The following is a 25,278-nucleotide window of genomic DNA, read 5'->3' as shown; positions in this document are numbered from 1 at the left end:
GAATTCGAGCATGAATCCCCATGAAATGACTGTAACGGTGAAAGCCCAGTACCTTCCAGAGCAATCTGACCCCGATAACCGCCAATTTGCCTTTGCTTATACGGTCACCATTCGCAATACTGGAACAGCTAGTATTCAGCTGATTGCACGCCATTGGTTCATTACCGACGGGGATAACGATGTCCAGGAGGTTCGTGGCTTGGGGGTAGTGGGGCAACAGCCATTATTGCGCTCTGGTGAGCATTTTGAGTACACCAGCTGGGCTACCTTACCCACTCCCGCAGGAACAATGCGTGGGGAATATTTCTGCGTTACTGAGGATGCCCAGTTCTTTCAGGCCCCCATTCCAGAATTTGCCCTAGTGATGCCACGTACCCTGCATTAATACAGGGTGTAGAAAATCCTATTTCTTGCCCTTGCCTGTCCATAAGACAATAAACAGCAAAAGTCCTAAGGCAACAGCGCCCTCAAAAGCGAACAAAAGCATTGGGTATTCATCGAGTAAATTGGCAATCATGATTTCTAAATTTAAATTGGTTTCGTTAAGTGTATTCGCTATCTTCATAGCGAGCTTGATTGCAGGGTGTTCAGCACCCCCTACTCGCAGCACAGGATCCCGTACTGGCGTTTCTGGCGCATCACCAACAAGTTATAGCTCTTCGATCGCCAGCTTCAGTGCAATCTCTTGGCAAGCTTTGCCAGGGTGGCAAGAAGACGATCTATCTCAAGCTTGGCCAGCTTGGTTAAAAAGTTGCGATGCTTTACGTAAGAAAAATAGCGAAGTGAATTGGCGACAGGTCTGTAATCAAGCTAACAATGTACCGAACAGGGATACACAGGCGATTCGCAAATACTTCGAAAGTAATTTTCAAGCTTATGAAATTCGCAATAGCTCAGGTAGTGACACGGGCTTAATTACTGGTTATTACGAGCCGGTGATGAATGGCTCTCAAACCCGTACCAGTACTTATAACGTACCGCTCTATAGCTACCCTAACGCATGGCGCAAATCTAAACCTAACCCAGGCCCAAGCCGCGCCGAACTCATGAGCTCTGGCATATTGCAGGGTTCTGAAATTGTATGGGTACAGGACCCAGTAGCAGCTGCCTTTATGCAAATCCAAGGCTCTGGAAAAATTCGTCTTGAAGATGGTCGCATCTTGCGCCTTGGTTATGCTGGCACCAATGATCAACCATTCAAATCATTTGCTCAGTGGTTGTTAGATCGCAAGGAAATTACTCGCAGCGAAGCCACCATGCAAGGCATCTCTCAATGGGCAAAACGTAATCCCGGCCAAGTGAATGAAATGCTGAACGCGAACCCTCGTTTTGTTTTCTTCAAAGAGTTACCGGGTAATGTGGCGGCAGATCTCGGCCCCAATGGAGCCCTAGGAGTTCCGCTGACTGGTGAACGCAGTATTGCCGTAGACTTACAAGCTTTGCCATTGGGTGCACCTGTCTTTTTAGCGACCACTAAACCATTGAGTAGTCAGCCTTTGCAAAAATTAGTCATGGCTCAAGATACGGGTAAAGCCATTGTGGGTGGCGTAAGAGCAGACTACTATTGGGGGTCTGGAGATTCTGCTGGAGAAATGGCGGGTCGCATGAAACAAAATGGCAAGATGTGGTTATTACTTCCACGTTAATCAAATACATATCACCGAAAGAAGGTCATGAGCTACAAAACAATTCTGACTGAAGTAGAAGGTAAGGTTGCCACCATCACCTTAAATCGTCCCGAAGTACTAAATGCGTTGAATGATCAACTCATGGAAGAGCTTGGTGCTGCATTATTGGCGTTTGATGCAGATGACAATATTGGTTGCATGATTGTTACTGGTAGTGAAAAAGCATTTGCTGCTGGAGCAGATATTGCTTCTATGGCTAAATATGGATTGAAGGATGTCTATCGCGGCGACTTTATTACCCGTAATTGGGAAGAGATTAAAAAAGTTCGTAAACCAGTAATCGCTGCAGTATCTGGTTATGCGCTTGGTGGTGGCTGTGAGTTGGCCATGATGTGCGACACCATTATGGCTGCTGATAACGCTAAATTTGCACAGCCTGAAGTGAAGCTCGGCATTATTCCAGGCGCTGGTGGTACGCAACGTTTACCGCGTGCAGTATCGAAAGCAAAGGCTATGGACCTTGCTCTGACAGGTCGCATGATGGATGCTGCCGAGGCCGAGCGTTCAGGTTTAGTGGCGCGCATCTTTCCGCAAGCAGACTTATTGAAAGAAGTGAAGGCAATTGCTAAAGGCATTGCAGATATGCCTTTACTGACTGCAATGATGGTGAAAGAAAGTATCAATACCGCCTATGAGACTACCTTGTCTGAAGGTATTCATTTTGAACGCCGTCTCTTCCACACTTGCTTTGGAATGAATGACCAAAAAGAAGGTATGGCAGCGTTTATAGAAAAACGCCCAGCCAAATTTACGAACTCTTAACTGCAGTACGTTAAACGAGTTTAGTTTTTTTCTAGGAAGCGTTGAGCTAGTTTGACCCAATAGCTCACGCCAACTGGAATCAAAGAGTCATTGAAATCATATGAGGGGTTATGCAAGTGGCATGGACCCATGCCATGACCCACAGAGCGATGATCGCCATCGCCATTTCCTAAAAATACGTAACAGCCTGGCTTTTCAAGCAACATAAATGCAAAGTCTTCAGCACCCATCGTTGGATCAATAGAGCTATTCACGTTTTGTTCGCCAACCAATTCGCTCATCACCTCTGTTGCAAATTTAACTTCATTTGCATGATTAATAAGGGGTGGGTAATTTCTAGAGAAGGTAATTTCAGCTTGGCAATCAAATGCACCTGCAACACTATGGGCGATTTCTCGGAGCCGTTGTTCTATGAGATCCAATACATCTAGAGTAAAGGTGCGTACTGTGCCGCCAATGAAGGCGCTATCGGGAATGACATTGCTAGTCTCACCCGCATGAAATTGTGTAATCGATAAAACTGCAGCATCTATAGGGCGCTTGTTGCGAGTGATGATGCTTTGCAAGGCAAGCACTACTTGTGCACCAGCAAATACTGGATCTGCACTGTTATGAGGAAGGGCGGCATGCCCACCTTTGCCCGTGATGTTGATTTCAAAAGTATTACTAGATGCCATCATGGGACCAGCAGTAACTCCAAAGTGACCTGCCGCAAAACCAGGCCAGTTATGCAAACCAAATACCGCATCGCATGGAAACTCTTTAAAGAGTCCATCCTTGATCATTTCATTCGCACCAGCACCACCTTCTTCAGCTGGTTGGAAAATAAAAATCACAGTACCTTTAAAGTCGCGATGATTTGATAAATATTGTGCGGCCCCCAAGAGCATTGCCGTATGTCCATCATGTCCACACGCATGCATCTTTCCAGGATTTTTTGAAGCATGAGCAAAGTTATTGTGCTCTTGTAATGGCAGTGCATCCATATCAGCACGAAGGCCAATCATCTTTCCTGGACCTAAGTCACCATCTAGTCGACCAACTACGCCTGTTTTTCCCATGCCGCGGTAAACAGTAATTCCCCAGCTAGAAAGTGCTTTCGCTACGAGATCAGCTGTGCGATTTTCTTCGAAGCGTAATTCAGGATGCGCATGAATATTGCGTCGAATTTCTTGAATGGCTTCCGCGGAGTCAGTAATTTCTGGGATTAAATGCATTCCTTAATCTTATCCGAAAGTCTTTTGATATGCCCTAGGATGGGAGTGAATGCTTGTTATTGCTTAGGCAATTGAATGTGCTTTGCAGCAAAAATCAGGGCCTCAATGGAATATGGGCCATTAATGGCTTTTTGAAGTTCTTTTGGAAGTGTTGGAATGAGGCCCAGAAAAGGGGCATCCATTCTGACTTGTAAGGTCTCTAGGTTTTCTTGAAGAAGTGGCATTTCCGTGGATAGGGAGTTGGCTACCCATCCAGCGATATTTAAATTGCGTGCTTTGAGTGCCTCATAATTGAGGAGGGCGTGATTTATACAGCCTAACTTCATGCCCACTACGAGAATGACTGGTAAATCAATTGCCTGCGCGAAATCACTTAAGTTCTCATTTTCATTTAGTGGAATTAACAAACCGCCAGCGCCTTCGACTACGACCCAGTCTGCATGTTTTTGAACCTCCTCAAATGCCTCAGCAATAACACCCATTTCAAGCTTTAATCCCTGGTGCTTTGCTACGAGATGAGGCGCGGCTGGCTGATCCAATACATAGGGACACAAACTTAATTTAAGGGAGCCGAGGTTAGAGGCAAGTCGAAGGGTTTCAATATCTTCGTTCTGAGTGAGACCCTCTGAATCTAGGTAAGTTCCGGCAACTACTGGCTTAAAGCCGATAGCTTTCACTCCTTGTTCGCGTAATTTCAGAATGAGTGCTCCGCTTACTAAGGTTTTACCAACCTCAGTATCGGTGCCGGTGACAAAGAAGCCGTTGAGCTTGCTTGTGAGCTTGCTTGTGAGCTTGCTTGTGAGCTTACTCATGAGATGCCTTTTCGATCACCTGCTGTTCAATGGCTTTCAAGCTAATGATTAATTGACGTAAATCTGCCTCGCTGTGATTGGCAGAAAAGGTAATACGCAATCTTGCGCTGCCATTGGGCACGGTAGGGGGCCGAATAGCCGGAATCCAATACCCCGCTTCATCCAATAACTGGGCTGCAAGCAAAGCATTGGCATTGCTACCCAAAATCACAGGTTGAATTGCGGTGCAAGAAGGAACTTTTTCCCATTGAGAAAACTGCATCTCATCTTGCCAGATGCGAATGAGTTTATTGAGTTGAGTGCGACGATTACTTCCTTCATCACCGCTAATAATTTCTAGGCTCTTAGATAAAGTATGCGCAATTGCAGGTGGGGTTGCTGTACTGTAAATAAAAGGACGACCCTTTTGAATCAGCCACTCAATGAATGTTGATTGTGCGCAAACAAATGCGCCGCTGACGCCGGCAGCTTTACCAAGAGTGCCGATATAAATCATTCGATCGGAGCAGATATTTCCTTGCTCCAAAATACCGTGACCTAGTTTTCCTAAAACTCCGAAGCCGTGAGCATCATCTACCAACAAAAGTGCATCGTATTGTTCAGCAAGCTTTAATAGTTCTTTTATTGGAGCGAGATCACCATCCATACTAAAGACACCATCAGTAACAATAATCTTTAGAGGATTCTGATCTGTCTTGAGTAGTTCGCTTAATGAGTCAATGTTCGTATGATCAAACAGAGAGACGCTGGCTTGAGTTTGTGCGGCTGCCAAACGAATGCCATCAATTAAAGATGCATGATTTAACTTTGCCGAATATATGCTGGTAGATTTTTGTGGTGCAAGTCTTGCTAGGGCTGTAATGGCAGTGAGATTTGCGAGATAGCCAGTACTAAAAAAGAGTGCACGTGCATTTGGGATATGTTGCTCTTGAAAAGAGGCTAATTGTTTTTCAAGGAGCTCATGAGCGATGCTATGACCACTAATAAGATGGGAGGCTCCGCTACCTACCCCATACTTTTTACCGCCTTCAGCCAGCGCTTCAATCAGTTCTGGATGGTTTGCTAGCCCCAGATAGTCATTGCTACAGAATGCCTTTAATTCCCGCCCTTTAACCAAAGCTTTGGTATCGCAGGGAGATTCTGTGGCCCTGAGTTTACGTTTGAGTAATTGCGACTCAAGGTCAGCAATTTGTTCTTGCGCCAAATTGATGGCTTTGAATGTGTTTGCAGAGTTGGTCATGCCAATGTTTTCTCAAGGGCAATTTGCACAGCTTTGCCTAATTGCATAGTTTGTGCAGGGGACAAAATATAGGGCGGCATGACATAGATAGTATTGCCGATTGGTCTGATCAATACACCTTCATTCAAACTATTTGCAAACATTGTACGTGCAAATATTTTTGGGTCTTTAAGACAATTATTTTTAATATCGAATGCCAAAATCATTCCTTGTTGGCGCCAATGCTCAATTCGAGAATCAGTTTTTGCCCACATAAATGCAGCTGCTAAATCTTGAGAGCGCCCAATATTTTTCTCTAGTACTTTGTCTGTTTCAAATATCTCAAGACAGGCCAGGGCCGCAGCACAGGCTAATGGATTACCGGTATAAGAATGAGAATGCAAAAACCCTTGCTGAGTCTGATCGCCATAAAAAGCTTGATAAATCTGATCAGTGGTTAGGCAAAGTGATAACGGCAAATATCCGCCGCTAATACCTTTTGAAAGTGTTAGAAAGTCTGGCCAGACACCAGCATGCTCACAAGCGAAAAATTTACCACTGCGCCCACAGCCCACTGCAATCTCATCGGCTATCAGATGCACCTCATATCGATCGCATAACTTCCTTACTAAGCGGACATATTCAGAGGAGTGCATGGCCATCTGACCAGCACATTGCACCAAGGGCTCGACAATGATGGCGGCAATATTGTGATGCTCTCTTGTTAATAATTCTTCAAGTTGTTTGGCTGCATGCTTTGCGACATCTTCTGAGCTCTCGCCTGCTTTTGCTTTACGGGCATCTGGCGAGGTAATCGTGAACACGTCTTGCAAGAGTGAGCCATAGGCCTCTCGAAAAATAGCAACGTCGGTGACGGCTAGTGCACCGAGTGTTTCTCCGTGGTAACCATTCTCCAAGCAAACAAACTTTTTCTTTTGCGGCTTGCCATTCAGTTGCCAGTAGTGGTGGCTCATCTTTAATGCAATCTCCACAGCAGATGCGCCATCAGATGCGTAGAAGACATGACCTAAGTGGTGACTGGTGAGTGCAGAAAGTTTTTCTGATAACTCAACGACTGGCTGATGGGTAAATCCTGCGAGCATGACATGCTCGATTTTTTCAAGTTGCGCAGTAATGGCTTGATTGATGCGTGGATTGGAGTGACCAAATAAATTGGTCCACCAAGAGCTGATGGAATCGAGTAGGACTTTTCCATTTTCATCATAGAGCCACGCACCCTTACCCTTTGCAATGGCAACTAGGGGAAAGGACTCATGCTGTTTCATTTGGGTGCATGGGTGCCAAACGGCGGCTAGGCTGCGATCAACGAGGGGGGTTTGATTTAAATCAGAAATAACCTTCATGTTTGATATTTGAACACTAGTTTTTCCAAATTTAGGCTTGTATCTGTTATGTTTATGCCTTGAATCTACCCATTTTCTGGAATTTGCCCATGCAGGACACTCAAACCGTTGAAAAACCCTTGACCCAGTTCAAATCCAAAGCGGATTTGCATCAGGATACAAATATAGGGGTCCCAGTATCTGGCGAGTGGTCAGTGGCTCAAGTTGAGGCCTTATTTGCCCTTCCCTTAAATGAGTTAATGCTTAAGGCTCAAGAGACTCATAAGTCATATTTTCCAGACGGTGATGTGGAATTAGCCACTTTGTTGTCAATCAAGACAGGCGGCTGCCCTGAAGACTGCGCTTACTGCCCTCAAGCTGCCCGTTATGACACCGACCTCAAGGCTGAGAAGTTGATGGGCTTAGAAGAGGTTCTAGAGGCTGCTAAGGCTGCTAAAGCTGCCGGTTCTAACCGTTTCTGTATGGGTGCCGCTTGGCGCGAGCCCAAAGATCGTGATATTGAAAAAGTCACCGCCATGATCAAGGGTGTGAAAGCCCTGGGTTTAGAGACTTGCGCCACCCTAGGCATGCTGGAGGCTGATCAAGCCCTGGCTTTGCAAGAGGCTGGCCTAGATTTTTACAACCATAACTTAGATACCAGCGAAGATTTTTATCGCTCTGTGATCTCTACCCGCGGCTATCAAGATCGCTTGGATACGATTTCTAATGTCCGCGCTGCTGGCATGTCTGTTTGCTGCGGCGGTATTGTTGGAATGGGCGAATCTAGACAGCAACGAGCTGCATTTTTAGCCCGCTTGGCCAATTTGAGTCCTTATCCAGAGTCTGTGCCCATTAATCATTTGGTTCCAGTGGCTGGTACGCCATTGGCAGAGCAAAAGCCTTTGGATCCACTGGAGTTTGTGAGAACCATTGCGGTTGCAAGGATCTCTATGCCTAAGGCCCGAGTCCGTTTATCCGCTGGTCGTCAGGAGCTCGGTAGGGCAGTTCAAGCTATGTGTTTTATGGCTGGCGCCAATTCGATTTTCTATGGTGAGCAACTGCTCACTACAGGTAACCCGGAGGCAGAACAAGACCGTGAGCTCTTGGCAGAGCTTGGTTTGAAGACCAAGCAAAGCTGTAAAGCTGAGGTTTTAGTCTAGTTTTTATGTCCTCGATTGATCGCCTCATTCTGGAGTTTGATTCTGCGCTTCGGTCAGTAGTTGGGGGTGCTAATGCCCATAGACCTATCCCAGAGTCTGATGCAGGGGGTAATTTAGGGTTAGATGCTGCTGAACGTAAACATGCAGCAGGACTCATGCGCGTGAATCACGTTGGTGAAGTTTGTGCGCAAGCGCTCTATCAATCGCAAAAATTAGTCGCACGAAATCCAGAAATTCGGGAGATGCTAGATCACTCTGCGCAAGAGGAGATGGATCATCTTGCGTGGTGTGAAACTCGCCTTCAAGAGCTTGGGTCACACACCAGTTATCTTAATCCACTTTGGTATGCGGGATCCTTTGCAATCGGCTTGGCAGCTGGCTTAGCGGGAGATAAGTGGAGTTTGGGTTTCGTTGCTGAAACAGAAAAACAAGTTGAGAATCATCTAGAAAGTCATCTTGAAAAATTACCTAAAGATGATCAGCGATCTCGAGCAATTGTTGACCAAATGCGCATCGATGAAATTATTCACGGACAGGCCGCAAAAGATGCTGGTGGCGTAAATTTGCCAGAGCCCGTTCAAAAAATAATGCAGGTTATGTCAAAGATAATGACTACTACTGCTTACAAAATTTAAAACTGAAATTGGATTTAATTAACCAAATCAGTTTCTAGTTAATTCCAAATATATTCTTTACCAATTACTGTTTTTAAATACAGTATATTTAGGGATTATCTAGCCAAATAGCTAAGATCTATTCTTAAGTATATTTTCCAAGCCATTGTTTCAAGTAGCTATTTTACTATCACCATTTTCTCAACACATGACGCTAAGTGTTTGTAAACACTAGGGAAATTCCTAAAAAAACTCCCAAAAACACTTGACCCTCTTAGTGCGATCCTCTAAAGTGGGAGGAAGTGTGAAAAAGTGGGGTAAATAGTGTTTCAAGGTGCGTCAGCTCTCAATTTAGATGCAAAAGGCCGCATGTCTGTGCCGGCAAAGCATCGTGACGCCTTGTTGGTACAGGGCGAGGGCCGAATCACGCTCACAAAACACCCTGATGGCTGCCTCCTCCTCTTTCCAAGACCAGAGTGGGAAACCTTCAGAGCAAGAGTTGCACAACTGCCAATGGATGCTCATTGGTGGCGCCGCATTTTCTTAGGTAACGCAGCTGAAATGGATTTAGATAGCGCCGGTCGTGTATTGGTAAGTCCTGAGTTACGTGCAGCAGCAGGTATTGAAAAAGAAGTGATCTTGCTTGGTATGGGTAGTCACTTGGAGTTGTGGGATGCGGCTACATACGCCGCAAAAGAACAGGCTGCGATTGCTCAAGGCATGCCTGAAGCACTCAAGCAATTTAATTTTTGATGACAGGGTGCCATGAACATAACTCATCGCCCAGTATTGCTGGCCGAGGCGGTGACGGCGCTAGTTGGCGGTCCGCTGATTCAAAATCAAAATGTAGAAAAACAAATTTTGGTAATCGATGGAACCTTTGGGCGCGGCGGTCATACGCAGGCATTGCTCAAGGAGCTGAATTCTTCTGCGCGCATGATTTCATTCGACAAGGATTTAGATGCAATTGCAGTAGCACAACAAATCAACGATCCACGACTCAAGATAGTGCACGACAGTTTTGCGCAGATGGATCAGTACGCAGAACCGGAATCGGTCGATGGCATTTTGTTGGATTTAGGAATCAGTTCGCCGCAAGTGGACGAGGCGCATCGGGGATTTTCTTTTCGACGAGAAGGTCCGCTCGATATGCGTATGAATACCGATCACGGTTTGACTGCAGCAGAGTGGTTGGAACAAGCGCCGCCAGAGGAAATCACAAAAGTGATTAAGAATTACGGAGAAGAGCGCTTTGCATTTCAGATTGCGAAGGCCATTGTGGCTAAGCGCGAAGAAGGCTTGTCTCCAAAAACTACGACAGAGTTAGCAAGCCTTGTAGCTAGCGTAGTGCGCACGCGTGAAGCGGGTCAAGATCCCGCAACGAGAACTTTTCAAGCACTGCGTATTTTTATTAATCGTGAGTTAGAAGATTTAGAACTTGGTTTAAAAGCAGCTCTGAAATTATTAAAGCCAGGCGCAAGACTTGCCGTGATTAGTTTTCACTCCCTCGAAGATCGCATCGTGAAGCAATTCATGCAAGCACATGCAAAAGTAGAGGTTCCGCGCGGTCTGCCTGTGCGCGAAAGAGATTTGCCACAAAGTGCGCTTGAAATTATTGGCCGCGTTAAGCCAAGTGATGCCGAGGTGTCTGAGAATCCGCGTGCACGTTCAGCAATCATGCGTGTCGCTGAAAAGCGTATTGGAGCAGTTGCATGAATCGCGCTACTTTAACTTTGCTCGCATTGCTATTGATTTGCGCTCTTTCATTAGTGGCAGCTCAGCAGCGTGCTCGTACATTATTCATTCTTCAAGAGCGTGCACAGATTGAAGAGCGCAAGTTAAATCAAGAGTGGTTACGCTTGGAATATGAGCAGCGCAATCTCTCCAAGTCTGCCCGTATTCGCGACGTTGCTCGCAATCAATTGCATATGTCTCCGATTACTCCTGAGCGTACTCTGTATTTAAAGGAGGCTAAATGAGGCCGGTCGGTTTCTCTACTACGCCAAATTTAGTTTTGCGTCTGCCAATGTGGCGGTCGCGTTTGATGCTATTCCTTTTATTCTTTGTTTTCATGATGTTATTGCTGCGTGCATTTTGGATTCAGGGCCCGGGAAATGCATTCTATGAAGCTAAGGGTGTGCGCGGCACTCAGCGTGAATTAGAGCTGCCAGCTAGTCGCGGGAAAATTTTGGATCGCAACGGCCAAGTTATCGCAACCAGTTTGGAGGCGAAGTCCGTTATCGCCTATAACGATACTGTCCCAGATGATTTATCGGCAGATAAAGTTCAAAAGTTGGCGAGCCTCTTGCAAATGAGTGAAGCAGAGTTGCGTAAGAAGTTAAAAGAAGAACGCAAGCAGATTTTCTTGAAGCGTCAAGTTGATCCCGCTGTTGCACAACAGATTAAGCAGTTGGAAATTCCAGGCATTGGCTTAAATAATGAATATCGCCGCTTCTACCCAGAAGGCGAGGCGATGGCGCATGTGGTTGGTTTTACTAATGTGAACGATAAGGGCCAGGAAGGCATGGAGCTTTCCCGTGAGAATGAGCTTGCTGGTCATCCAGGTCAAAGACGTGTGGTGGTAGATCGCTTGGGCCGCGTTGTTGAAGATGTAGCGATCTTGCAATTGCCACAAAATGGTAAAGATCTCAATCTCTCTATTGATAGCAAGATCCAGTTCCTAGCTTACAACGCAGTTAAAGATGCAGTTGAAAAGCATCACGCTAAAGCGGGGGGCGCTGTAGTGCTCGATACCCAAACGGGTGAGATTTTGGCGTTGGCAAATTACCCAAGCTACAACCCAAATGATCGCAGGTACTTAACTGGTGAGCAATTGCGTAATCGCGTATTGACCGACACCTTTGAGCCTGGCTCAACTATCAAGCCGTTAACAATTTCAATTGCTTTAGAAAAAGGCGCTATCAGGCCAGATACCAATATGGTGATTGGTGCGAGTTATTTAGTAGGTCCTAAGCCCATTACAGATACCCATCCTTATGGAAATCTTACGGTCGCACAAATTATTCAAAAATCTAGCAATATTGGTACTGCAAAGATTGCGATGAATAATCTTTCTACTGAAGAAATGTGGGATTTTTATACGGCAGTTGGTTTGGGTCAGGCGCCGAAAATTGGTTTCCCTGGTGCCGTTGCGGGTACAGTGCATCCTTTCAAAAAATGGATGCCTACTGATCAGGCGCGTATTGCGTTCGGTTACGGCATTTCTGCGTCACTCTTTCAGGTAGCACGCGCATACACAGTCTTTGCACGTGATGGCGAATTAGTTCCCTTGACGATTGAGCGTAGTCCTGAGTTCAAGCCAGGCACTAAAGTACTCTCTCCAAAAACAGCGATTGAAATGCGCAATATGATGGAAGCGGTTACTGAGCCCGGGGGAACTGCAGTCAAAGCGCAGGCTGAAGGTTATCGCGTTGGTGGAAAAACAGGCACTGCCCATAAATTAGTTGGCAAAGGATATGGCAATTCTTATCGCGCTTACTTTGCTGGACTTGCCCCCATTAGTGCGCCACGTATTGTGGTTGCGGTAATGATTGATGAGCCTACTGGTGGAAGTCACTATGGTGGTGATGTTGCAGCACCCGTATTCTCCACAATTGTTGGGGAGACGCTCCGTTCATTGAATGTCTTGCCAGACAGTAAAGTTAAGCAAATGGTATTGCAGGATAAGGCTTCAGAAGAAATTCGGCCGGTAGCTGCACAGGCTCAACATGTGGTCTTGAAGCGATGAGGGTGAACTTGAAAATTGACACCAATCATTTGATGGACCACTTACACACACTAGCGAATGCTTCTGCAAAAGTGTGTGCAGATAGTCGCCAGATTCAGTCTGGTGATATCTTTTTTGCCTACCCTGTAGGTCATGGCAATGCCTTGCGTGATGGTCGTCAATTTATTGAGGCAGCATTAGAGAATGGCGCAGCCGCAGTGGTCTTCGATCCAGCGGGCACAGGTAAGCAATATTTAGATCATCCACAATGTTTTGCTGTTGAACAGCTTGCGACAAAAGCAGGTGAGCTATGCGCACGATGGTATGGCTATCCGAGTAAGGAATTAAAAATCATTGGCGTCACTGGCACCAATGGTAAAACCAGTATCACGCAGTGGTTAGCTCAAGCCTTAGATGCAAGCAATCATCGGACGGCGGTTTTAGGTACCCTGGGAACTGGCTCCCCTGGTGCATTAGTTCGGACTGGATATACGACTCCGGATGCTCCTAAATTGCAGACTCAGTTATCAGAGCTGGCTAAAGCCGGCGCAAAGCAGGTGGCGATGGAAGTTTCTTCACATGCACTACATCAAGATCGAATTGCTGGTACTGAATTGAATTGTGCAGTGTTCACTAATCTGACACAGGATCACTTGGATTACCACGGCAGCATGGCTGATTATGCTGAGGCAAAAGCGAAATTATTTCGCCAAGCTGGGCTTGAACATGCGGTCATTAATTTAGATGATGCTTTTGGTCGCGAGTTAGCGATGAATTTATTGGCAAAAGATAGCTTGAAGGTCTGGGCATATGCATTATCCCCATCTGCATTCAAGGGCTTTGAAAAATTTAGCGATCGTCTGCAACGCATTTATACAAAAGACACGGTATTGAGTGGTTCTGGCTATGACTCTACTTTTGTTTATGAAGGTATGGGCGATGTGCACTTGCACATTCCGCTTTTAGGTGAATTTAATTTAAGTAATGCACTGGCCGTATGGACAGTATTACTTACACAGGATATTCATTGCGAAGTTGCCGGTAAAAAAGTAAGCCAATTGAACCCAGTACTGGGTCGTATGGAGCTCATTCGCCTTAGTAAGCAACAAAAAACAGAGGGCTTATTGGCAATTGTCGATTACGCACACACGCCTGATGCATTAGAGAAAACCTTACAAGCATTGCGCCCTATTGCTGATCAGCGTGGTGGAAAAATTTGGTGTGTATTTGGTTGTGGTGGTGATCGTGATGCTAGTAAACGTTCGTTGATGGGCGCTGTTGCTGAGCGCAATGCTGACCATATCCTCATTACTAGCGATAATCCGCGCTCCGAAGACCCACAAGCCATTATGCAAATGATTCGCAGCGGTATTAAGGCGGATGCACCAAATATTCAAATGATTGCCGATCGTGCGGCAGCCATCATGGCTGCAATTCGTCACGCTGATGCGCGCGATATTGTTTTGGTTGCCGGTAAGGGTCATGAAACTACCCAAGAAATCAATGGTAAGAAATTCGATTTCTCTGACCAAGAACACATTCGCTTAGCTGCGGGAGGAGGAGTCTGATGTCAGTCATGACAACCCTTGCGCAAGCACAGGCTATGTTACCTGGAAGTACATTAATTAATGCGTCTGCAGAAGCTGCGCAAGAATTAGTCATTTCTAGGGTGGGTACAGATAGTCGTCAGATTGATCGTAATGAATTATTTGTTGCCTTGGTTGGCGAGCGTTTCGATGCGCATGACTTTTTATCTGATGTGGCTAAGGCCGGTGCTGGTGCAGCCCTCATTAGCAGTCAAGATAAAGTTCCAGCGGACTTGCCAGCAATTTGCGTTTCAAATACCCGTATTGGATTGGGAAATTTGGCAAAAGCATGGCGTGCCAATCATCCTATCCCTTTGGTATTGGTTACTGGTAGCAATGGCAAGACCACTGTTAAAGAAATGATTGCTTCCATTTTTAAAGCCGCAGTTGGCGAGCAACATACTTTAGTTACTAAAGGTAATCTAAATAACGATATTGGTTTGCCATTAACACTCTTGAAATTGCGTTCAACAGATCGTCTCGCAGTTGTTGAGCTTGGCATGAACCATCCTGGTGAAACAGCGCAGTTAGCTGCAATTGCGCAAGCGAATATTGCATTAATTAATAATGCCCAGCGCGAACATCAGGAATTTATGGCGACGGTTGCGGCAGTGGCAGAAGAGCACGCTGATGCGATTCGTGGTTTGCCAAATGATGGCATTGCCGTATTCCCAGTAGATTCAGAATTTGCAAATGTTTGGCGTCAGGCTGCTAATGGTCGTCAAGTAATTGACTTTGTTCTCTCATCTACGCAGACTAAAACTTCAGCTTCAGTGACTGGAAGTCTATTAAGTAACGGTAGGGTACAAGTTCAAACTGAACAGGGCATCATCGAAGTTCAGTTAAATACTTTAGGCAGTCACAATGTCCGCAATGCCTTGGCTGCATGTGCTGTTGGTATAGCTGCTGGAGTAAGTCTTGCAAAGATTAAGCAGGGTCTTGAGTCTTTCTCACCAGTTAATGGGCGTATGCAAGCAAAGGCGATTGATTCAAATCACACCTTAATTGACGATAGCTATAACGCTAATCCTGACTCTGTAAGAGCTGCAATCGATGCTCTAAATCAATCTGGCAACTTATCTTGGTTGATTTTGGGTGATATGGGTGAAGTTGGCAATCAAGGTCCAGAGTTCCATCGGGAAGTTGGAGCCTATGCGGCGCAACAGGGAGTCTCAAAGTTATTTGCCTTGGGTGAACAATGCGAATTTGCTCTGCAGGGATTTAATGAAATTGCTGACGGCAATGAGATCAAATCTAGCGCAGTACATTTTTCTGATATGGATAGTCTGATTGCGCAATTAAGAGATGCACTGCATGCACAGTCTAGCGGCAGCAATCAACATCTCAATATTTTAGTTAAAGGTTCACGGTTTATGCGCATGGAGCGAGTAGTGCAAGCCTTGTTAGAGGGGGCTAAAACATGCTCTTAATGTTGGCGCAATGGTTGCAAGACGATTTTGGATTCTTTCGAATCTTTAACTACATTACCTTTAGAGCGGTGATGGCGACTGTAACTGCTTTGCTAATTGGATTAGCTGCAGGACCATGGGTCATTCGTAAATTAGCTGCCTTAAAAATGGGTCAAGCTGTCCGCACTGATGGACCACAAACCCATTTAGTGAAATCAGGTACCCCAACGATGGGTGGTGTATTGATTTTGATAGGTATTTTTATCTCATGCATGTTGTGGGCTGACTTAAGCAATCGTTTTATTTGGATTGTGATGATTGTTACTTTTGGATTTGGTCTAGTGGGTTGGGTAGATGACTATCGTAAGGTAGTTTACAAAGACCCTAAGGGCATGGCTTCAAGAGAAAAATTTTTCTGGCAAACCTTTATTGGTTTATTTGCTGCAATTTATTTAGCGTTCTCTGTTTCCGAGGTAAATAATCTCAAGGTGTTGCAATTGTTCTATGAGTGGCTCAGAAGTGGCTTTGCTCTAGACCTACCTGCAAAAACTAATTTATTAATACCCTTCATGAAAGAAGTCAGCTACCCGTTAGGAATAATGGGTTTCATCATTTTGAGTTATCTAGTGATTGTTGGCAGTAGTAATGCTGTCAATCTGACCGATGGTCTTGACGGTCTCGTCATCATGCCGGTAATTCTAGTAGGCGCAGCTTTGGGTGCTTTTGCATATGTAATGGGTAATGCGATTTATGCAAAGTATCTCCTCTTTCCTTATATACCTGGAGCTGGTGAGTTAATGATTTTCTGCGGCGCTATGGGTGGCGCTGGTCTTGCATTCCTTTGGTACAACACCCATCCAGCACAAGTCTTTATGGGTGATGTGGGTGCACTGGCTTTAGGTGGAGCGCTGGGCACTATCGCTGTGATTGTTCGTCAAGAAATTGTGTTGTTTGTAATGGGCGGCATTTTCGTTGCCGAGACTGTCTCAGTCATGCTTCAAGTAACTTGGTTTAAGTTTACAAAAAAACATTTTGGCGAAGGCCGTCGAATTTTCCGGATGGCACCACTGCATCACCATTTTGAATTGGGTGGATGGAAGGAGACGCAAGTAGTAGTTCGTTTCTGGATCATCACCATTCTTTTAGTCTTAATTGGCTTGTCTAGCTTGAAGTTACGGTAATCCAAAAGTAAATATGTTGATCCTAGAAAACACCTTTGCAAATTCAGCTTTCATGGCTGATGAAGGCTATCAAGCACCCCACCGATTCCTTATTTTAGGATTGGGTGAGTCAGGCGTTGCCATGGCAAAGTGGTGCTTGCGTAATGGCGCAGAAGTACGCTTGGCAGATACGCGCGAACAATCAACATTTACTGAGAAGCAAAATGCTTGGCTCGATGAGCTTCGCATTGCAGGTTTAAAAGATGTTTGTTTCGGTCCTTTGGGTGAAGGCCTGCTCAAAAATATTGATGTGATTGGTATCAGCCCGGGTCTTTCTCCGGTGCAGGACCCAACTTATTCTTTCTTGGTCAAGGCCGAGGAAGCTGAAATCGATGTTTGGAGTGAAATTGAATTTTTTGCTCGAGCAATATCTGCTTTAAGTCTTATGGCACAAGCCCAAGAGTCAGGCTATACCGCTGTAGTGTTGGCGGTTACTGGTACCAATGGAAAAACGACCACTACTGCATTAACTGGTCAGTTGTGTGAGCGTGCTGGGAAGAAAGTTGCTGTTGCAGGAAACATTAGCCCTGCAGCCTTAGAGAAGTTGATGAGTTGCTTAGATATAGCAGATCAAATTGTGGATATGCCCGATGTTTGGGTATTGGAGCTCTCGAGTTTCCAATTGGTCTACACGCATACACTGAATGCTACAGCGGCAACCGTGTTGAATATCACGCAAGATCATTTGGATTGGCATGGTGACATGCAGTCATATGCAGAGGCTAAGTCAAAAATATTTGGTACAGATACAGTTTGTATTCTGAATCGCGATGATCCTCTTGTCATGGGATTGCTTTCCGAGAAGCAAAAGGCTGATAACTTTATTGTGACGTTTGGCTCTAATCGCCCAGATGAGCAAGGGGCTTTTGGTATTGAGCATGACTTACGTGCAGGTGGAATTGATTGGTTAGTATGGGCTGAAGTTGACGAGGATGTTGAGCCAAAGCCTAAGCGTCGTCGTAAATCCGCAGCTATAGAAGAAGACGAGCCATTAAGACTTAAGCGCTTGATTCCAGCAGATGCACTAAGAATACGCGGACGTCACAATGCATTAAACGCCTTAGCTGCGCTTGCCTTGGCACGCGCTGTAAATTTACCGATGAATGTTCTATTGCATGGTTTGCGTGATTACCATGGTGAGCCACATCGTGTGCAAAGTATTGCGATCGTTAAAGATGTTGAATATGTTGATGACAGCAAAGGTACGAATGTAGGCGCTACTGTTGCTGCATTAAATGGGCTTGGTAGTAATGAGTCTGGAAGACGTATTTGGTTAATTGCTGGCGGCGAAGGTAAGGGGCAGGATTTCAGTCCATTACGTGAACCAGCATTACGTTTTGTTAAGGGTGCTTTTTTGATCGGCAAGGATGGGGCTGCAATTGCTGAGGCTTTGGGTTCTGATATTCATAGTTCAAATTGTGGTGATCTGAAGTCCGCCGTTCAGGCTGCAGCAGCACAAGCTATATCTGGAGACATAGTGTTACTTTCTCCTGCTTGCGCAAGCTTAGATCAATTCCGCGATTACGTTGAGCGCGCTCATGTATTTGCTGCTGAGGTAGAAGAGTTAGGGATGCAATTTGAGGGAGTTCAGATATGAGCTTAAAGGAGAAATTGTTTCCTGAAAATCGTCTTGGACTAAATCGCTTCTGGAATTTTTCTCGCGGTGGAATTGATAATTTCCGTACTGGTTTGCGTGATGCAGTATCAGGCGTAGAGCAGACCCGTTCACGCATGATGGATTACGACCAGTTGCTTGTATGGGCAGTTCTGTCGCTGATGTTGATTGGGCTAGTAATGGTGTACTCCGCTTCAATTACTTTGGCGGATGGCCCTAAGTATGCGAACTACAGTAGCAACTTCTTCCTTATACGTCATGTCATTTCCTTGGCGATTGCGATTGGCGTCGGAATCTGGACTTTTAAGATTCCTACTAAGATCTGGGATCGTTATTCGCCAGTGATTTTTGGATTCACTGTCTTGCTACTGATCGCCGTATTGATTCCTGGTATTGGTAAAGGTGTCAATGGTGCAAAGCGCTGGATTCCACTGGGTTTAATGAACTTTCAGCCTTCCGAGTTAATGAAATTTGCTGCCGTGATTTTTGCAGCAAGCTATACCGTTCAACGTCAAGAATATCTCCATTCATTTGTTAAGGGCATGCTGCCTATGGGTATTGCAGTTGCCTTAGTGGGTGGTTTGTTGATGGCTGAGCCAGACATGGGTGCGTTTGTAGTGGTCGCTTTGATTGCATTTGGCATCCTCTTTTTAGGTGGCATCAATGCTAAATTATTTGGTGGCTTGATCCTAGTTGGTCTAATGAGTGGTGCAACCATGATTGCGCTCTCTCCGTTTCGTCGTGGACGCATGTTGGCTTTTATGGATCCATGGCAAGTCGACAACGCTGCTAATAAGGGCTATCAGTTGACGCATTCGCTTATGGCATTTGGCCGTGGTGAATGGTTTGGTACTGGACTTGGCGGTAGCGTAGAAAAACTGCATTACTTACCAGAAGCACATACCGATTTCATTATGGCCGTGATTGGTGAGGAGTTAGGCTTTGTTGGTGTGGTGGTCATGATCTTCTTGTTCTATTGGATCGTCCGTCGCGCCTTCTTAATTGGCCGTACAGCTTTGCAATTGGATCGCAGCTTCGCTGGCCTTGCAGCTAAGGGCGTAGCTATCTGGATTGGTTGGCAGGCCTTCATCAATATGGGCGTGAATCTCGGGCTTCTGCCAACGAAAGGCTTAACCTTGCCACTAGTGAGTTATGGCGGCTCTGGAATTTTGATGAATGCTGTAGCTGTTGCGATGTTGTTACGTATTGATTTTGAAAACCGCATACTCATGCGTGGAGGTAAGCTTTGACAAAACCTTCAATTTTGGTGATGGCTGGCGGCACTGGGGGGCATATTTTCCCAGGACTTGCTGTCGCTGAATATTTGCGGATTTGTGGTTGGAATGTTTCTTGGTTAGGTAATCAAGCGGGCATGGAGTATCGCCTTGTGAAGTCTTGTGATTTTCCGTTTGAGGCAGTTGAGTTTGGTGGTTTGCGTGGCAAGGGATTAAAAGCAAAGTTGATGCTACCTATTAATCTCATGCGGGCTTGCATTCAAAGTTGGAAGATCATGCGCCGTGTAAAACCAAATGTTGTATTGGGTATGGGTGGTTACATTACTTTCCCTGGCGGTTTGGTTACTAAGTTTTTAAAGCGACCACTAGTCTTACATGAGGCAAATTCAGTAGCTGGCAGCGCGAATCGCGCATTGAGCAAAATTGCTATGAGGACTCTCACTGGATTTCCTGAAACGATGGCACGCGCAGAGTGGGTGGGAAACCCTATTCGTGAAGAGTTTGATCATATGTTGGCGCCTGCGGCTCGTTACGAGCAGCGTCAGGGGCCTTTGTCTATATTAGTAGTGGGCGGCAGCTTAGGTGCCGCGGCCCTAAATGAAAATATTCCGGCTGCTCTGGCACTAATTCCAAAAGAGTCACGCCCCAAGGTGATACACCAGGCGGGTGATAAACATTTAGCAGATCTGCAAAAAAGATATATAGACTTAGGTGTAATGGCAGATATTCGCCCGTTTATTGACGATATGCCGGCCGCATATTCACAAGCCGATTTAGTGATTTGTCGCTCGGGTGCTATGACAGTCTCTGAAATAGCTGCTTGTGGGGTTGCGTCCTGTCTTATTCCTTTCCCATTTGCTATTGATGATCATCAAACTGCGAATGCGCAGTTTCTATCAAATGTGGATGCAGCAGTTTTGTTGCCCCAGCCATTACTTAATCCACAAGATTTGGCAATGATGATCCAAAACTTCAATCGCACAGAATTGAAAGAGATGGCATTGCGTGCACATGCACTAGCAAAGCCACATGCAACTCAGCGAGTAGCTGAAGTGTGTGCAGATTGTGCGGGGGTGGGCATATGAAGCATATCGTTCAGCAAATTCACTTCATCGGTATCGGTGGTGCCGGCATGAGCGGCATTGCTGAAGTGCTTTTGAACTTGGGTTATCAGGTTTCAGGATCGGATCTTGCTGATGGTGCAGTCACTAAGCGTCTCAGAGAATTAGGCGCGGTCATTCATATCGGCCATGATCCTAAAAATATTGGTACCGCTGAAGCTGTAGTGATATCTACCGCTGTTGCAGGGAATAATCCAGAAGTTTTGGCTGCACGCGCAGCAAAGGTTCCAGTCATACAGCGCGCGGTGATGTTGGGTGAGCTGATGCGCCTAAAGCAAGGTATTGCGATAGCAGGAACGCATGGCAAAACTACTACAACCAGCTTAGTAGCCTCAGTGTTAGCTGAAGGCGGACTTGATCCAACATTTGTGATTGGTGGCAAGCTAAATTCAGCAGGTGCCAATGCTCGTTTGGGGCGTGGTGATTTTATTGTCGTCGAGGCAGATGAATCAGATGCCTCTTTCTTGCAGTTATTCCCTGCAATGGAAGTAGTAACCAATATTGATGCTGATCATATGGACACCTATCAGCATGATATGGCGCGACTAAAGCAGGCATTTGTCCAGTTTATTCAACGTATGCCGTTTTATGGTGTGGCAGTACTTTGTATTGATGATGCCAATGTACGTGACATCATTCCATTTGTGTCTCAGCCGGTGCTACGTTATGGCACATCAGAAGATGCAGATATTCGCGCAAGTAATATCCGTGCAGATGGGACTCAGATGCACTTTACAGTTGATCGTCGTACAGTGCGTAGGCACGGCAATAAGCCGGGACGACTAAATATCACTCTCAATTTACCGGGCTTGCATAACGTTCGTAATGCCTTGGCTGCAATTGGAATTGCGACAGAGTTGGGTGTAGGCGATGAGGCAATTATTAAAGCGCTCTCTGAATTTAGCGGGGTTGGCCGTCGCTTCCAGCGCTATGGAGAAATTTCTCTGGCATCTGGTGGTAGCTTTACCTTGATTGATGATTATGGACATCATCCAGTTGAGATGGCTGCAACGCTTGCAGCAGCCAGAGGTGCTTACCCAGATCGCCGCTTGGTTTTGGCGTTCCAACCGCACCGCTTTACTAGAACGCGTGATTGCTTTGGTGAATTTATTCAGGTACTTAAAAGTTTTGATGCATTGATATTGACTGACGTTTATCCAGCAGGCGAAGCAAAAATTCCAGGAGCTGATAGTAAGAGCTTGATGAAAGCCGCAATCGCAGGGGATAAGAATTCCAAAGCTCTATTAAATACAGATGCTGTTGCCTATGCTGCAAGCATTGCTGAGATGCCAGAAAAATTAGGTCAAGTTTTAAAAGATGGGGATGTATTAATCACAATGGGTGCAGGATCAATTTCTGCTTTGCCACATACGCTTTCGGAGGCAAAGAATGTCTAAGGTAGTTGCTAATTTTGACTCTTGGGGTGATCGCGTAAAGGCTAGTTTGGCTAGCTTGGATCTCAAGTCCTTAGGTCGCGTTGGCGTGTTGCTAGGCGGTAAATCTGGTGAGAGAGAAATCTCTCTCATGTCTGGTAATGGTGTGTTGGAGGCTCTTCGTGCAAAAGGGGTTGATGCTCACCCTTTTGATACTGGTTTGCGTTGCCCCACTGAATTGGCGAAAGAAAATTTTGATCGCATATTTATTTCTCTTCACGGTCGCTTTGGTGAAGATGGAACTATTCAGGGCTTACTTGAATTACTAGGCTTGCCTTATACCGGTAGTGGAGTTTTGGCATCTGCTCTTGCTATAGACAAAATTGTTACCAAGCAAGTTTGGATTAGCAGCGGACTCTCGACTCCTGAATATGAAGAGCTGACAGCTGATAGCGACTGGAATGCAGTTGTGAAGCATTTGGGCTTACCTTTAATTGTGAAGCCTGCGCATGAGGGCTCTTCATTGGGCTTAACAAAAGTCAAGTCGGTAGACGAGTTGCCTGCTGCATATAAGCTTGCCGCTGGATTAGATAAAAAAGTGATTGCTGAGACTTGCATCATTGGTGACGAACTCACTTGCCCATTGGTTGGACAGGGCAATACGGCTGAAGCTTTGCCTGTAATTAAAATTATTCCACCGCAAGCAAATTACGATTTTCATAACAAGTACTTCTCTGATGAGACTCAGTATTTATGTCCAACCGGACTTGCGCCTGAAGTAAATGCCGCTGTCCAAGATTTGGCTTTGGCTGCATATAAAGCTTTGGGCTGCCGTACATGGGGACGTGCAGATGTGATGTTGGAGCAAAAGACTGGCAAGCCTTACTTACTGGAGATGAATACTTCTCCTGGTATGACTTCTCACTCTTTAGTACCTATGGCTGCTAAGGCTGCTGGTATTGAGTATGCCGACTTGGTGCTTTGGTTGTTAAGTCAAACATTACAGCAAAAGGAGAGCGCCTCCATATGAGCAACTTCATGGATCGCTTCGGTGAAATTTTCTCGATGTTGATGGCTCCACTTTGGAATCATTCGCAGCGAATGGAGAAATTGAGCCGTTTCATGATGCGTTGCTTTATCGTAATGCTGGTGATTGGTATTTTGGTTTGGTTAAGTCAACGCCCTGTATTTGCATTGAAGCAAATTCAAATTGAACCAGTTGCCGGCCAAACCTTGAAACACATTAATAAGCCTATTGTGAAACAGCAAGTACTTGAAACTGTGCAAGGTAATTTTTTTAGCGTTCGTTTGGAGGATGTTAAGCGGGGCTTTGAAAGCATGCCTTGGGTAAGACATGCGAATGTTCGTCGCGTCTGGCCAAACGGCTTGGTAGTGAGCATTGAGGAGCAGAAGCCCTTTGGTACCTGGGGCGGGGCTGATAGCCATACCCTCATGAATACTCATGGTGAACTTTTCACGGGTCGGGTTTCTGAGGTGGGTGATGATGCCCGTCTAGTTGACTTCTCCGGCCCTGCGGATGCCGGCAAAGAAGTGATGAGCCTTTATGAAAAAGCCAACAACTGGTTTAAGCCGTGGGGTGCTGAAGTAACCAGTCTTGCACTAACTGAGCGTTATGCCTGGCATGTAAGGCTTTCCAATGGTATGAAGGTCGAATTTGGACGCGATGAAGAAAGCTCCGATAAAAATTTAACGGAAGAGCGTGTGGCGCGCTTATTTAAGTATTGGCCACAAGTTCAAGAGAAGTGGGCGAATCGAGTGGATGCAGTTGATTTGCGATATGCAAATGGTTTTGCAGTTCATCTTGCTGCTGCAAGTTTGAAAAAGAATGAAGTAGATGGCAAAAAAAGTGAGCTGAAGCAATGAGGAATGGTAATGAGTAAAGACAATCGCGATATTTTGGTTGGTTTGGATATTGGAACTTCCAAGGTCGTTGCCTTGGTTGCTGAATTAGCTCCTGATGGTCAATTCAATGTAGTTGGCGTGGGTCAAACTGCATCCAAAGGGCTGAAGAAGGGTGTTGTAGTCAATATTGAGGCAACTGTTCAGTCGATTCAGAAGGCGCTTGAAGAGGCTGAGGTAATGGCTGATCGCCAGATCGTACAGGTATTTACAGGTATTGCAGGTAACCACATTGTGAGCTTTAACTCGAGTGGCATGGTTGCCATTCGCGATAAAGAAGTTGGCTCTGGAGATGTGGAGCGTGTTCTAGAGACGGCAAAAGCAATCAATATTCCAACAGATCAGCAGATTCTACACATTCTTGTTCAAGAATTCATCATTGATGGCCAAGAAGATGTTCGTGAGCCAATTGGTATGAGTGGTTTACGTTTAGAGGTGAAGGTGCATATTGTTACCGGCGCCGTGAGTGCGGCACAAAATATTGTGAAGTGTGTGCGTCGATGTGGTCTCGAAGTAAACGACTTGATATTGCAGCCTTTAGCTTCAAGTTTGGCAGTGTTAACTGAAGATGAAAAAGAGCTTGGCGTCGTATTGGTAGATATTGGTGGCGGTACAACGGATATTGCAATTTATTGTCAGGGCTCTATTCGCCATACAGCGGTTATTCCAATTGCTGGTGATCAAATTACCAATGACATTGCGATGGCATTACGTACTCCAACGATTGATGCTGAGGACTTGAAGATTGCACATGGTATTGCCCGTCAAGAGATGGCTGATCCAACTGCGATGATCGATGTTCCTGGTGTTGGCGATCGTGAGCCGCGTCCTATGTCTAAACAGGCTCTGGCAGCAGTCATTGAACCGCGAGTGGAAGAGTTATTTACTTTAGTAAGAGGTGTAGTTCGTGACTCTGGTTATGAAGACATGGTTTCTTCTGGAATTGTTTTAACTGGCGGCACTGCGCTGATGCCTGGCATGGTCGAGTTAGCCGAGCAAGTTTTCTTGCGGCCAGCGCGTATTGGTACGCCTGAGTACCGTGGACATCTGCATGAAGTTTTACGTAGTCCCAGATATGCGACCAGCATTGGTTTGCTAATGGAAGGCCAGGCGCAGTTATTGCGCGGTCGTCGAGTTTCTCAGTCAGGCGCGCTGCAAGGTGTTATCTCGCGCATGAAGGAATGGTTTGCGGGTAATTTTTAAGTATTTTTTTTAGTTTTTTCTCGTCGTCGTCAACGTAGTACGTATTTACCTAGG

23 protein-coding genes are annotated in these 25,278 nt (G+C 45.6%); 19 read left to right on the top strand and 4 right to left on the bottom strand.

Translation table 11 applies throughout. The annotated features are described in order from the left end of the window. The first annotated feature begins 10 nt into the window (after nucleotides 1-10). From apaG to ICN36_RS10730, 3 genes are all read left to right on the top strand, one after another. Nucleotides 11-385 (top strand): Co2+/Mg2+ efflux protein ApaG, encoded by a 375-nt coding sequence (gene apaG, locus ICN36_RS10740; RefSeq protein ID WP_216228382.1) that lies wholly within the window; start codon nucleotides 11-13, stop codon nucleotides 383-385. A gap of 130 nt (nucleotides 386-515) precedes the next feature. Beyond that, nucleotides 516-1,646: a murein transglycosylase A gene (locus tag ICN36_RS10735; protein WP_216228356.1), complete on the top strand. Its 1,131-nt coding sequence runs from the start codon at nucleotides 516-518 to the stop codon at nucleotides 1,644-1,646. Between the two features lie 27 nt (nucleotides 1,647-1,673). Continuing rightward, a complete protein-coding gene (locus tag ICN36_RS10730) occupies nucleotides 1,674-2,450 on the top strand; it encodes an enoyl-CoA hydratase (protein ID WP_216228355.1) in 777 nt (258 codons plus the stop codon). A gap of 20 nt (nucleotides 2,451-2,470) precedes the next feature. Here the strand turns inward: ICN36_RS10730 and ICN36_RS10725 are convergent, their stop codons facing one another. From ICN36_RS10725 to bioA, 4 genes are read right to left on the bottom strand one after another with little or no spacing between them, the layout of a single operon-like run. After that, the gene (locus tag ICN36_RS10725) at nucleotides 2,471-3,667 is read right to left on the bottom strand and encodes a M20 aminoacylase family protein (protein ID WP_216228354.1); all 1,197 of its coding nucleotides are present in this window, start codon (nucleotides 3,665-3,667) and stop codon (nucleotides 2,471-2,473) included. Nucleotides 3,668-3,723: 56 nt separating this feature from the next. Further along, nucleotides 3,724-4,479, bottom strand: a complete 756-nt coding sequence (gene bioD / locus ICN36_RS10720) for a dethiobiotin synthase (RefSeq protein ID WP_216228353.1) — start codon at nucleotides 4,477-4,479, stop codon at nucleotides 3,724-3,726. Next, entirely contained in the window at nucleotides 4,472-5,719 is a 1,248-nt protein-coding gene (locus ICN36_RS10715; RefSeq protein ID WP_216228352.1) for an 8-amino-7-oxononanoate synthase, read from the bottom strand. The genes bioD and ICN36_RS10715 overlap by 8 nt, the downstream gene beginning before the upstream one ends. Beyond that, entirely contained in the window at nucleotides 5,716-7,062 is a 1,347-nt protein-coding gene (bioA, locus tag ICN36_RS10710; RefSeq protein WP_216228351.1) for an adenosylmethionine--8-amino-7-oxononanoate transaminase, read from the bottom strand. Before bioA ends, ICN36_RS10715 begins: the two co-directional genes overlap by 4 nt. 89 nt (nucleotides 7,063-7,151) lie before the next feature. On the opposite strand from bioA, the gene bioB reads away from it, so the two are divergent. The 16 genes from bioB to ftsA all read left to right on the top strand — a co-directional run bounded on the left by bioB (nucleotide 7,152) and on the right by ftsA (nucleotide 25,224). Beyond that, nucleotides 7,152-8,201, top strand: a complete 1,050-nt coding sequence (gene bioB / locus ICN36_RS10705; RefSeq protein WP_216228350.1) for a biotin synthase BioB — start codon at nucleotides 7,152-7,154, stop codon at nucleotides 8,199-8,201. Nucleotides 8,202-8,206: 5 nt separating this feature from the next. Beyond that, nucleotides 8,207-8,836: a 2-polyprenyl-3-methyl-6-methoxy-1,4-benzoquinone monooxygenase gene (coq7, locus tag ICN36_RS10700; RefSeq protein WP_216228349.1), complete on the top strand. Its 630-nt coding sequence runs from the start codon at nucleotides 8,207-8,209 to the stop codon at nucleotides 8,834-8,836. A gap of 303 nt (nucleotides 8,837-9,139) precedes the next feature. Further along, nucleotides 9,140-9,568 (top strand): division/cell wall cluster transcriptional repressor MraZ, encoded by a 429-nt coding sequence (gene mraZ, locus ICN36_RS10695; protein WP_068320686.1) that lies wholly within the window; start codon nucleotides 9,140-9,142, stop codon nucleotides 9,566-9,568. 12 nt (nucleotides 9,569-9,580) lie between these two features. Next, on the top strand, nucleotides 9,581-10,531 hold the full coding sequence (gene rsmH / locus ICN36_RS10690) for a 16S rRNA (cytosine(1402)-N(4))-methyltransferase RsmH (RefSeq protein WP_216228348.1): 951 nt from the start codon (nucleotides 9,581-9,583) through the stop codon (nucleotides 10,529-10,531). Then, nucleotides 10,528-10,794 carry a cell division protein FtsL gene (ftsL, locus tag ICN36_RS10685; protein WP_216228347.1) on the top strand — a complete coding sequence of 89 codons (267 nt, stop codon included), beginning with the start codon at nucleotides 10,528-10,530 and terminating at the stop codon, nucleotides 10,792-10,794. Before rsmH ends, ftsL begins: the two co-directional genes overlap by 4 nt. Continuing rightward, a complete protein-coding gene (locus ICN36_RS10680) occupies nucleotides 10,791-12,563 on the top strand; it encodes a penicillin-binding protein 2 (protein ID WP_216228346.1) in 1,773 nt (590 codons plus the stop codon). Before ftsL ends, ICN36_RS10680 begins: the two co-directional genes overlap by 4 nt. After that, nucleotides 12,560-14,110 carry a UDP-N-acetylmuramoyl-L-alanyl-D-glutamate--2,6-diaminopimelate ligase gene (locus ICN36_RS10675; RefSeq protein WP_216228345.1) on the top strand — a complete coding sequence of 517 codons (1,551 nt, stop codon included), beginning with the start codon at nucleotides 12,560-12,562 and terminating at the stop codon, nucleotides 14,108-14,110. Before ICN36_RS10680 ends, ICN36_RS10675 begins: the two co-directional genes overlap by 4 nt. Continuing rightward, entirely contained in the window at nucleotides 14,110-15,558 is a 1,449-nt protein-coding gene (murF, locus tag ICN36_RS10670; protein WP_216228344.1) for a UDP-N-acetylmuramoyl-tripeptide--D-alanyl-D-alanine ligase, read from the top strand. Before ICN36_RS10675 ends, murF begins: the two co-directional genes overlap by 1 nt. Continuing rightward, nucleotides 15,549-16,718: a phospho-N-acetylmuramoyl-pentapeptide-transferase gene (gene mraY, locus ICN36_RS10665; RefSeq protein WP_216228343.1), complete on the top strand. Its 1,170-nt coding sequence runs from the start codon at nucleotides 15,549-15,551 to the stop codon at nucleotides 16,716-16,718. Before murF ends, mraY begins: the two co-directional genes overlap by 10 nt. A gap of 13 nt (nucleotides 16,719-16,731) precedes the next feature. Next, nucleotides 16,732-18,354, top strand: coding sequence for a UDP-N-acetylmuramoyl-L-alanine--D-glutamate ligase (gene murD / locus ICN36_RS10660; protein ID WP_370623491.1), 1,623 nt, complete (start codon nucleotides 16,732-16,734; stop codon nucleotides 18,352-18,354). Beyond that, nucleotides 18,351-19,622: a putative lipid II flippase FtsW gene (gene ftsW, locus ICN36_RS10655; protein ID WP_216228342.1), complete on the top strand. Its 1,272-nt coding sequence runs from the start codon at nucleotides 18,351-18,353 to the stop codon at nucleotides 19,620-19,622. The genes murD and ftsW overlap by 4 nt, the downstream gene beginning before the upstream one ends. A 20-nt stretch (nucleotides 19,623-19,642) precedes the next feature. Beyond that, complete coding sequence (gene murG, locus ICN36_RS10650; RefSeq protein WP_216228380.1) at nucleotides 19,643-20,692, top strand: undecaprenyldiphospho-muramoylpentapeptide beta-N-acetylglucosaminyltransferase; 1,050 nt, start codon at nucleotides 19,643-19,645, stop codon at nucleotides 20,690-20,692. Next, on the top strand, nucleotides 20,689-22,125 hold the full coding sequence (gene murC, locus ICN36_RS10645; RefSeq protein ID WP_216228341.1) for a UDP-N-acetylmuramate--L-alanine ligase: 1,437 nt from the start codon (nucleotides 20,689-20,691) through the stop codon (nucleotides 22,123-22,125). The genes murG and murC overlap by 4 nt, the downstream gene beginning before the upstream one ends. Beyond that, on the top strand, nucleotides 22,118-23,131 hold the full coding sequence (locus ICN36_RS10640; protein ID WP_216228340.1) for a D-alanine--D-alanine ligase: 1,014 nt from the start codon (nucleotides 22,118-22,120) through the stop codon (nucleotides 23,129-23,131). Before murC ends, ICN36_RS10640 begins: the two co-directional genes overlap by 8 nt. Beyond that, the gene (locus ICN36_RS10635; protein ID WP_216228339.1) at nucleotides 23,128-23,985 is read left to right on the top strand and encodes a cell division protein FtsQ/DivIB; all 858 of its coding nucleotides are present in this window, start codon (nucleotides 23,128-23,130) and stop codon (nucleotides 23,983-23,985) included. The genes ICN36_RS10640 and ICN36_RS10635 overlap by 4 nt, the downstream gene beginning before the upstream one ends. 9 nt (nucleotides 23,986-23,994) lie before the next feature. Further along, complete coding sequence (gene ftsA, locus ICN36_RS10630) at nucleotides 23,995-25,224, top strand: cell division protein FtsA (RefSeq protein ID WP_215321364.1); 1,230 nt, start codon at nucleotides 23,995-23,997, stop codon at nucleotides 25,222-25,224. The last annotated feature ends 54 nt before the right edge of the window (nucleotides 25,225-25,278 follow it).

The sequence above is a fragment of the Polynucleobacter sp. UK-Gri1-W3 genome (assembly GCF_018881595.1).
GTDB lineage: Bacteria > Pseudomonadota > Gammaproteobacteria > Burkholderiales > Burkholderiaceae > Polynucleobacter.
Note: the sequence above shows the minus strand (reverse complement) of the source record. Positions and strands in the feature narration are given on the sequence as shown.

Bases quoted from the DNA above. Each gene is read 5' to 3' on its own strand.
- apaG (WP_216228382.1), top strand. From the start codon at position 11: ATGAATCCCCATGAAATGACTGTAACGGTGAAAGCCCAGTACCTTCCA.
- ICN36_RS10735 (WP_216228356.1), top strand. From the start codon at position 516: ATGATTTCTAAATTTAAATTGGTTTCGTTAAGTGTATTCGCTATCTTC.
- ICN36_RS10730 (WP_216228355.1), top strand. From the start codon at position 1,674: ATGAGCTACAAAACAATTCTGACTGAAGTAGAAGGTAAGGTTGCCACC.
- ICN36_RS10725 (WP_216228354.1), bottom strand. From the start codon at position 3,667: ATGCATTTAATCCCAGAAATTACTGACTCCGCGGAAGCCATTCAAGAA.
- bioD (WP_216228353.1), bottom strand. From the start codon at position 4,479: ATGAGTAAGCTCACAAGCAAGCTCACAAGCAAGCTCACAAGCAAGCTC.
- ICN36_RS10715 (WP_216228352.1), bottom strand. From the start codon at position 5,719: ATGACCAACTCTGCAAACACATTCAAAGCCATCAATTTGGCGCAAGAA.
- bioA (WP_216228351.1), bottom strand. From the start codon at position 7,062: ATGAAGGTTATTTCTGATTTAAATCAAACCCCCCTCGTTGATCGCAGC.
- bioB (WP_216228350.1), top strand. From the start codon at position 7,152: ATGCAGGACACTCAAACCGTTGAAAAACCCTTGACCCAGTTCAAATCC.
- coq7 (WP_216228349.1), top strand. From the start codon at position 8,207: ATGTCCTCGATTGATCGCCTCATTCTGGAGTTTGATTCTGCGCTTCGG.
- rsmH (WP_216228348.1), top strand. From the start codon at position 9,581: ATGAACATAACTCATCGCCCAGTATTGCTGGCCGAGGCGGTGACGGCG.
- ftsL (WP_216228347.1), top strand. From the start codon at position 10,528: ATGAATCGCGCTACTTTAACTTTGCTCGCATTGCTATTGATTTGCGCT.
- ICN36_RS10680 (WP_216228346.1), top strand. From the start codon at position 10,791: ATGAGGCCGGTCGGTTTCTCTACTACGCCAAATTTAGTTTTGCGTCTG.
- ICN36_RS10675 (WP_216228345.1), top strand. From the start codon at position 12,560: ATGAGGGTGAACTTGAAAATTGACACCAATCATTTGATGGACCACTTA.
- murF (WP_216228344.1), top strand. From the start codon at position 14,110: ATGTCAGTCATGACAACCCTTGCGCAAGCACAGGCTATGTTACCTGGA.
- mraY (WP_216228343.1), top strand. From the start codon at position 15,549: ATGCTCTTAATGTTGGCGCAATGGTTGCAAGACGATTTTGGATTCTTT.
- murD (WP_370623491.1), top strand. From the start codon at position 16,732: ATGTTGATCCTAGAAAACACCTTTGCAAATTCAGCTTTCATGGCTGAT.
- ftsW (WP_216228342.1), top strand. From the start codon at position 18,351: ATGAGCTTAAAGGAGAAATTGTTTCCTGAAAATCGTCTTGGACTAAAT.
- murG (WP_216228380.1), top strand. From the start codon at position 19,643: ATGGCTGGCGGCACTGGGGGGCATATTTTCCCAGGACTTGCTGTCGCT.
- murC (WP_216228341.1), top strand. From the start codon at position 20,689: ATGAAGCATATCGTTCAGCAAATTCACTTCATCGGTATCGGTGGTGCC.
- ICN36_RS10640 (WP_216228340.1), top strand. From the start codon at position 22,118: ATGTCTAAGGTAGTTGCTAATTTTGACTCTTGGGGTGATCGCGTAAAG.
- ICN36_RS10635 (WP_216228339.1), top strand. From the start codon at position 23,128: ATGAGCAACTTCATGGATCGCTTCGGTGAAATTTTCTCGATGTTGATG.
- ftsA (WP_215321364.1), top strand. From the start codon at position 23,995: ATGAGTAAAGACAATCGCGATATTTTGGTTGGTTTGGATATTGGAACT.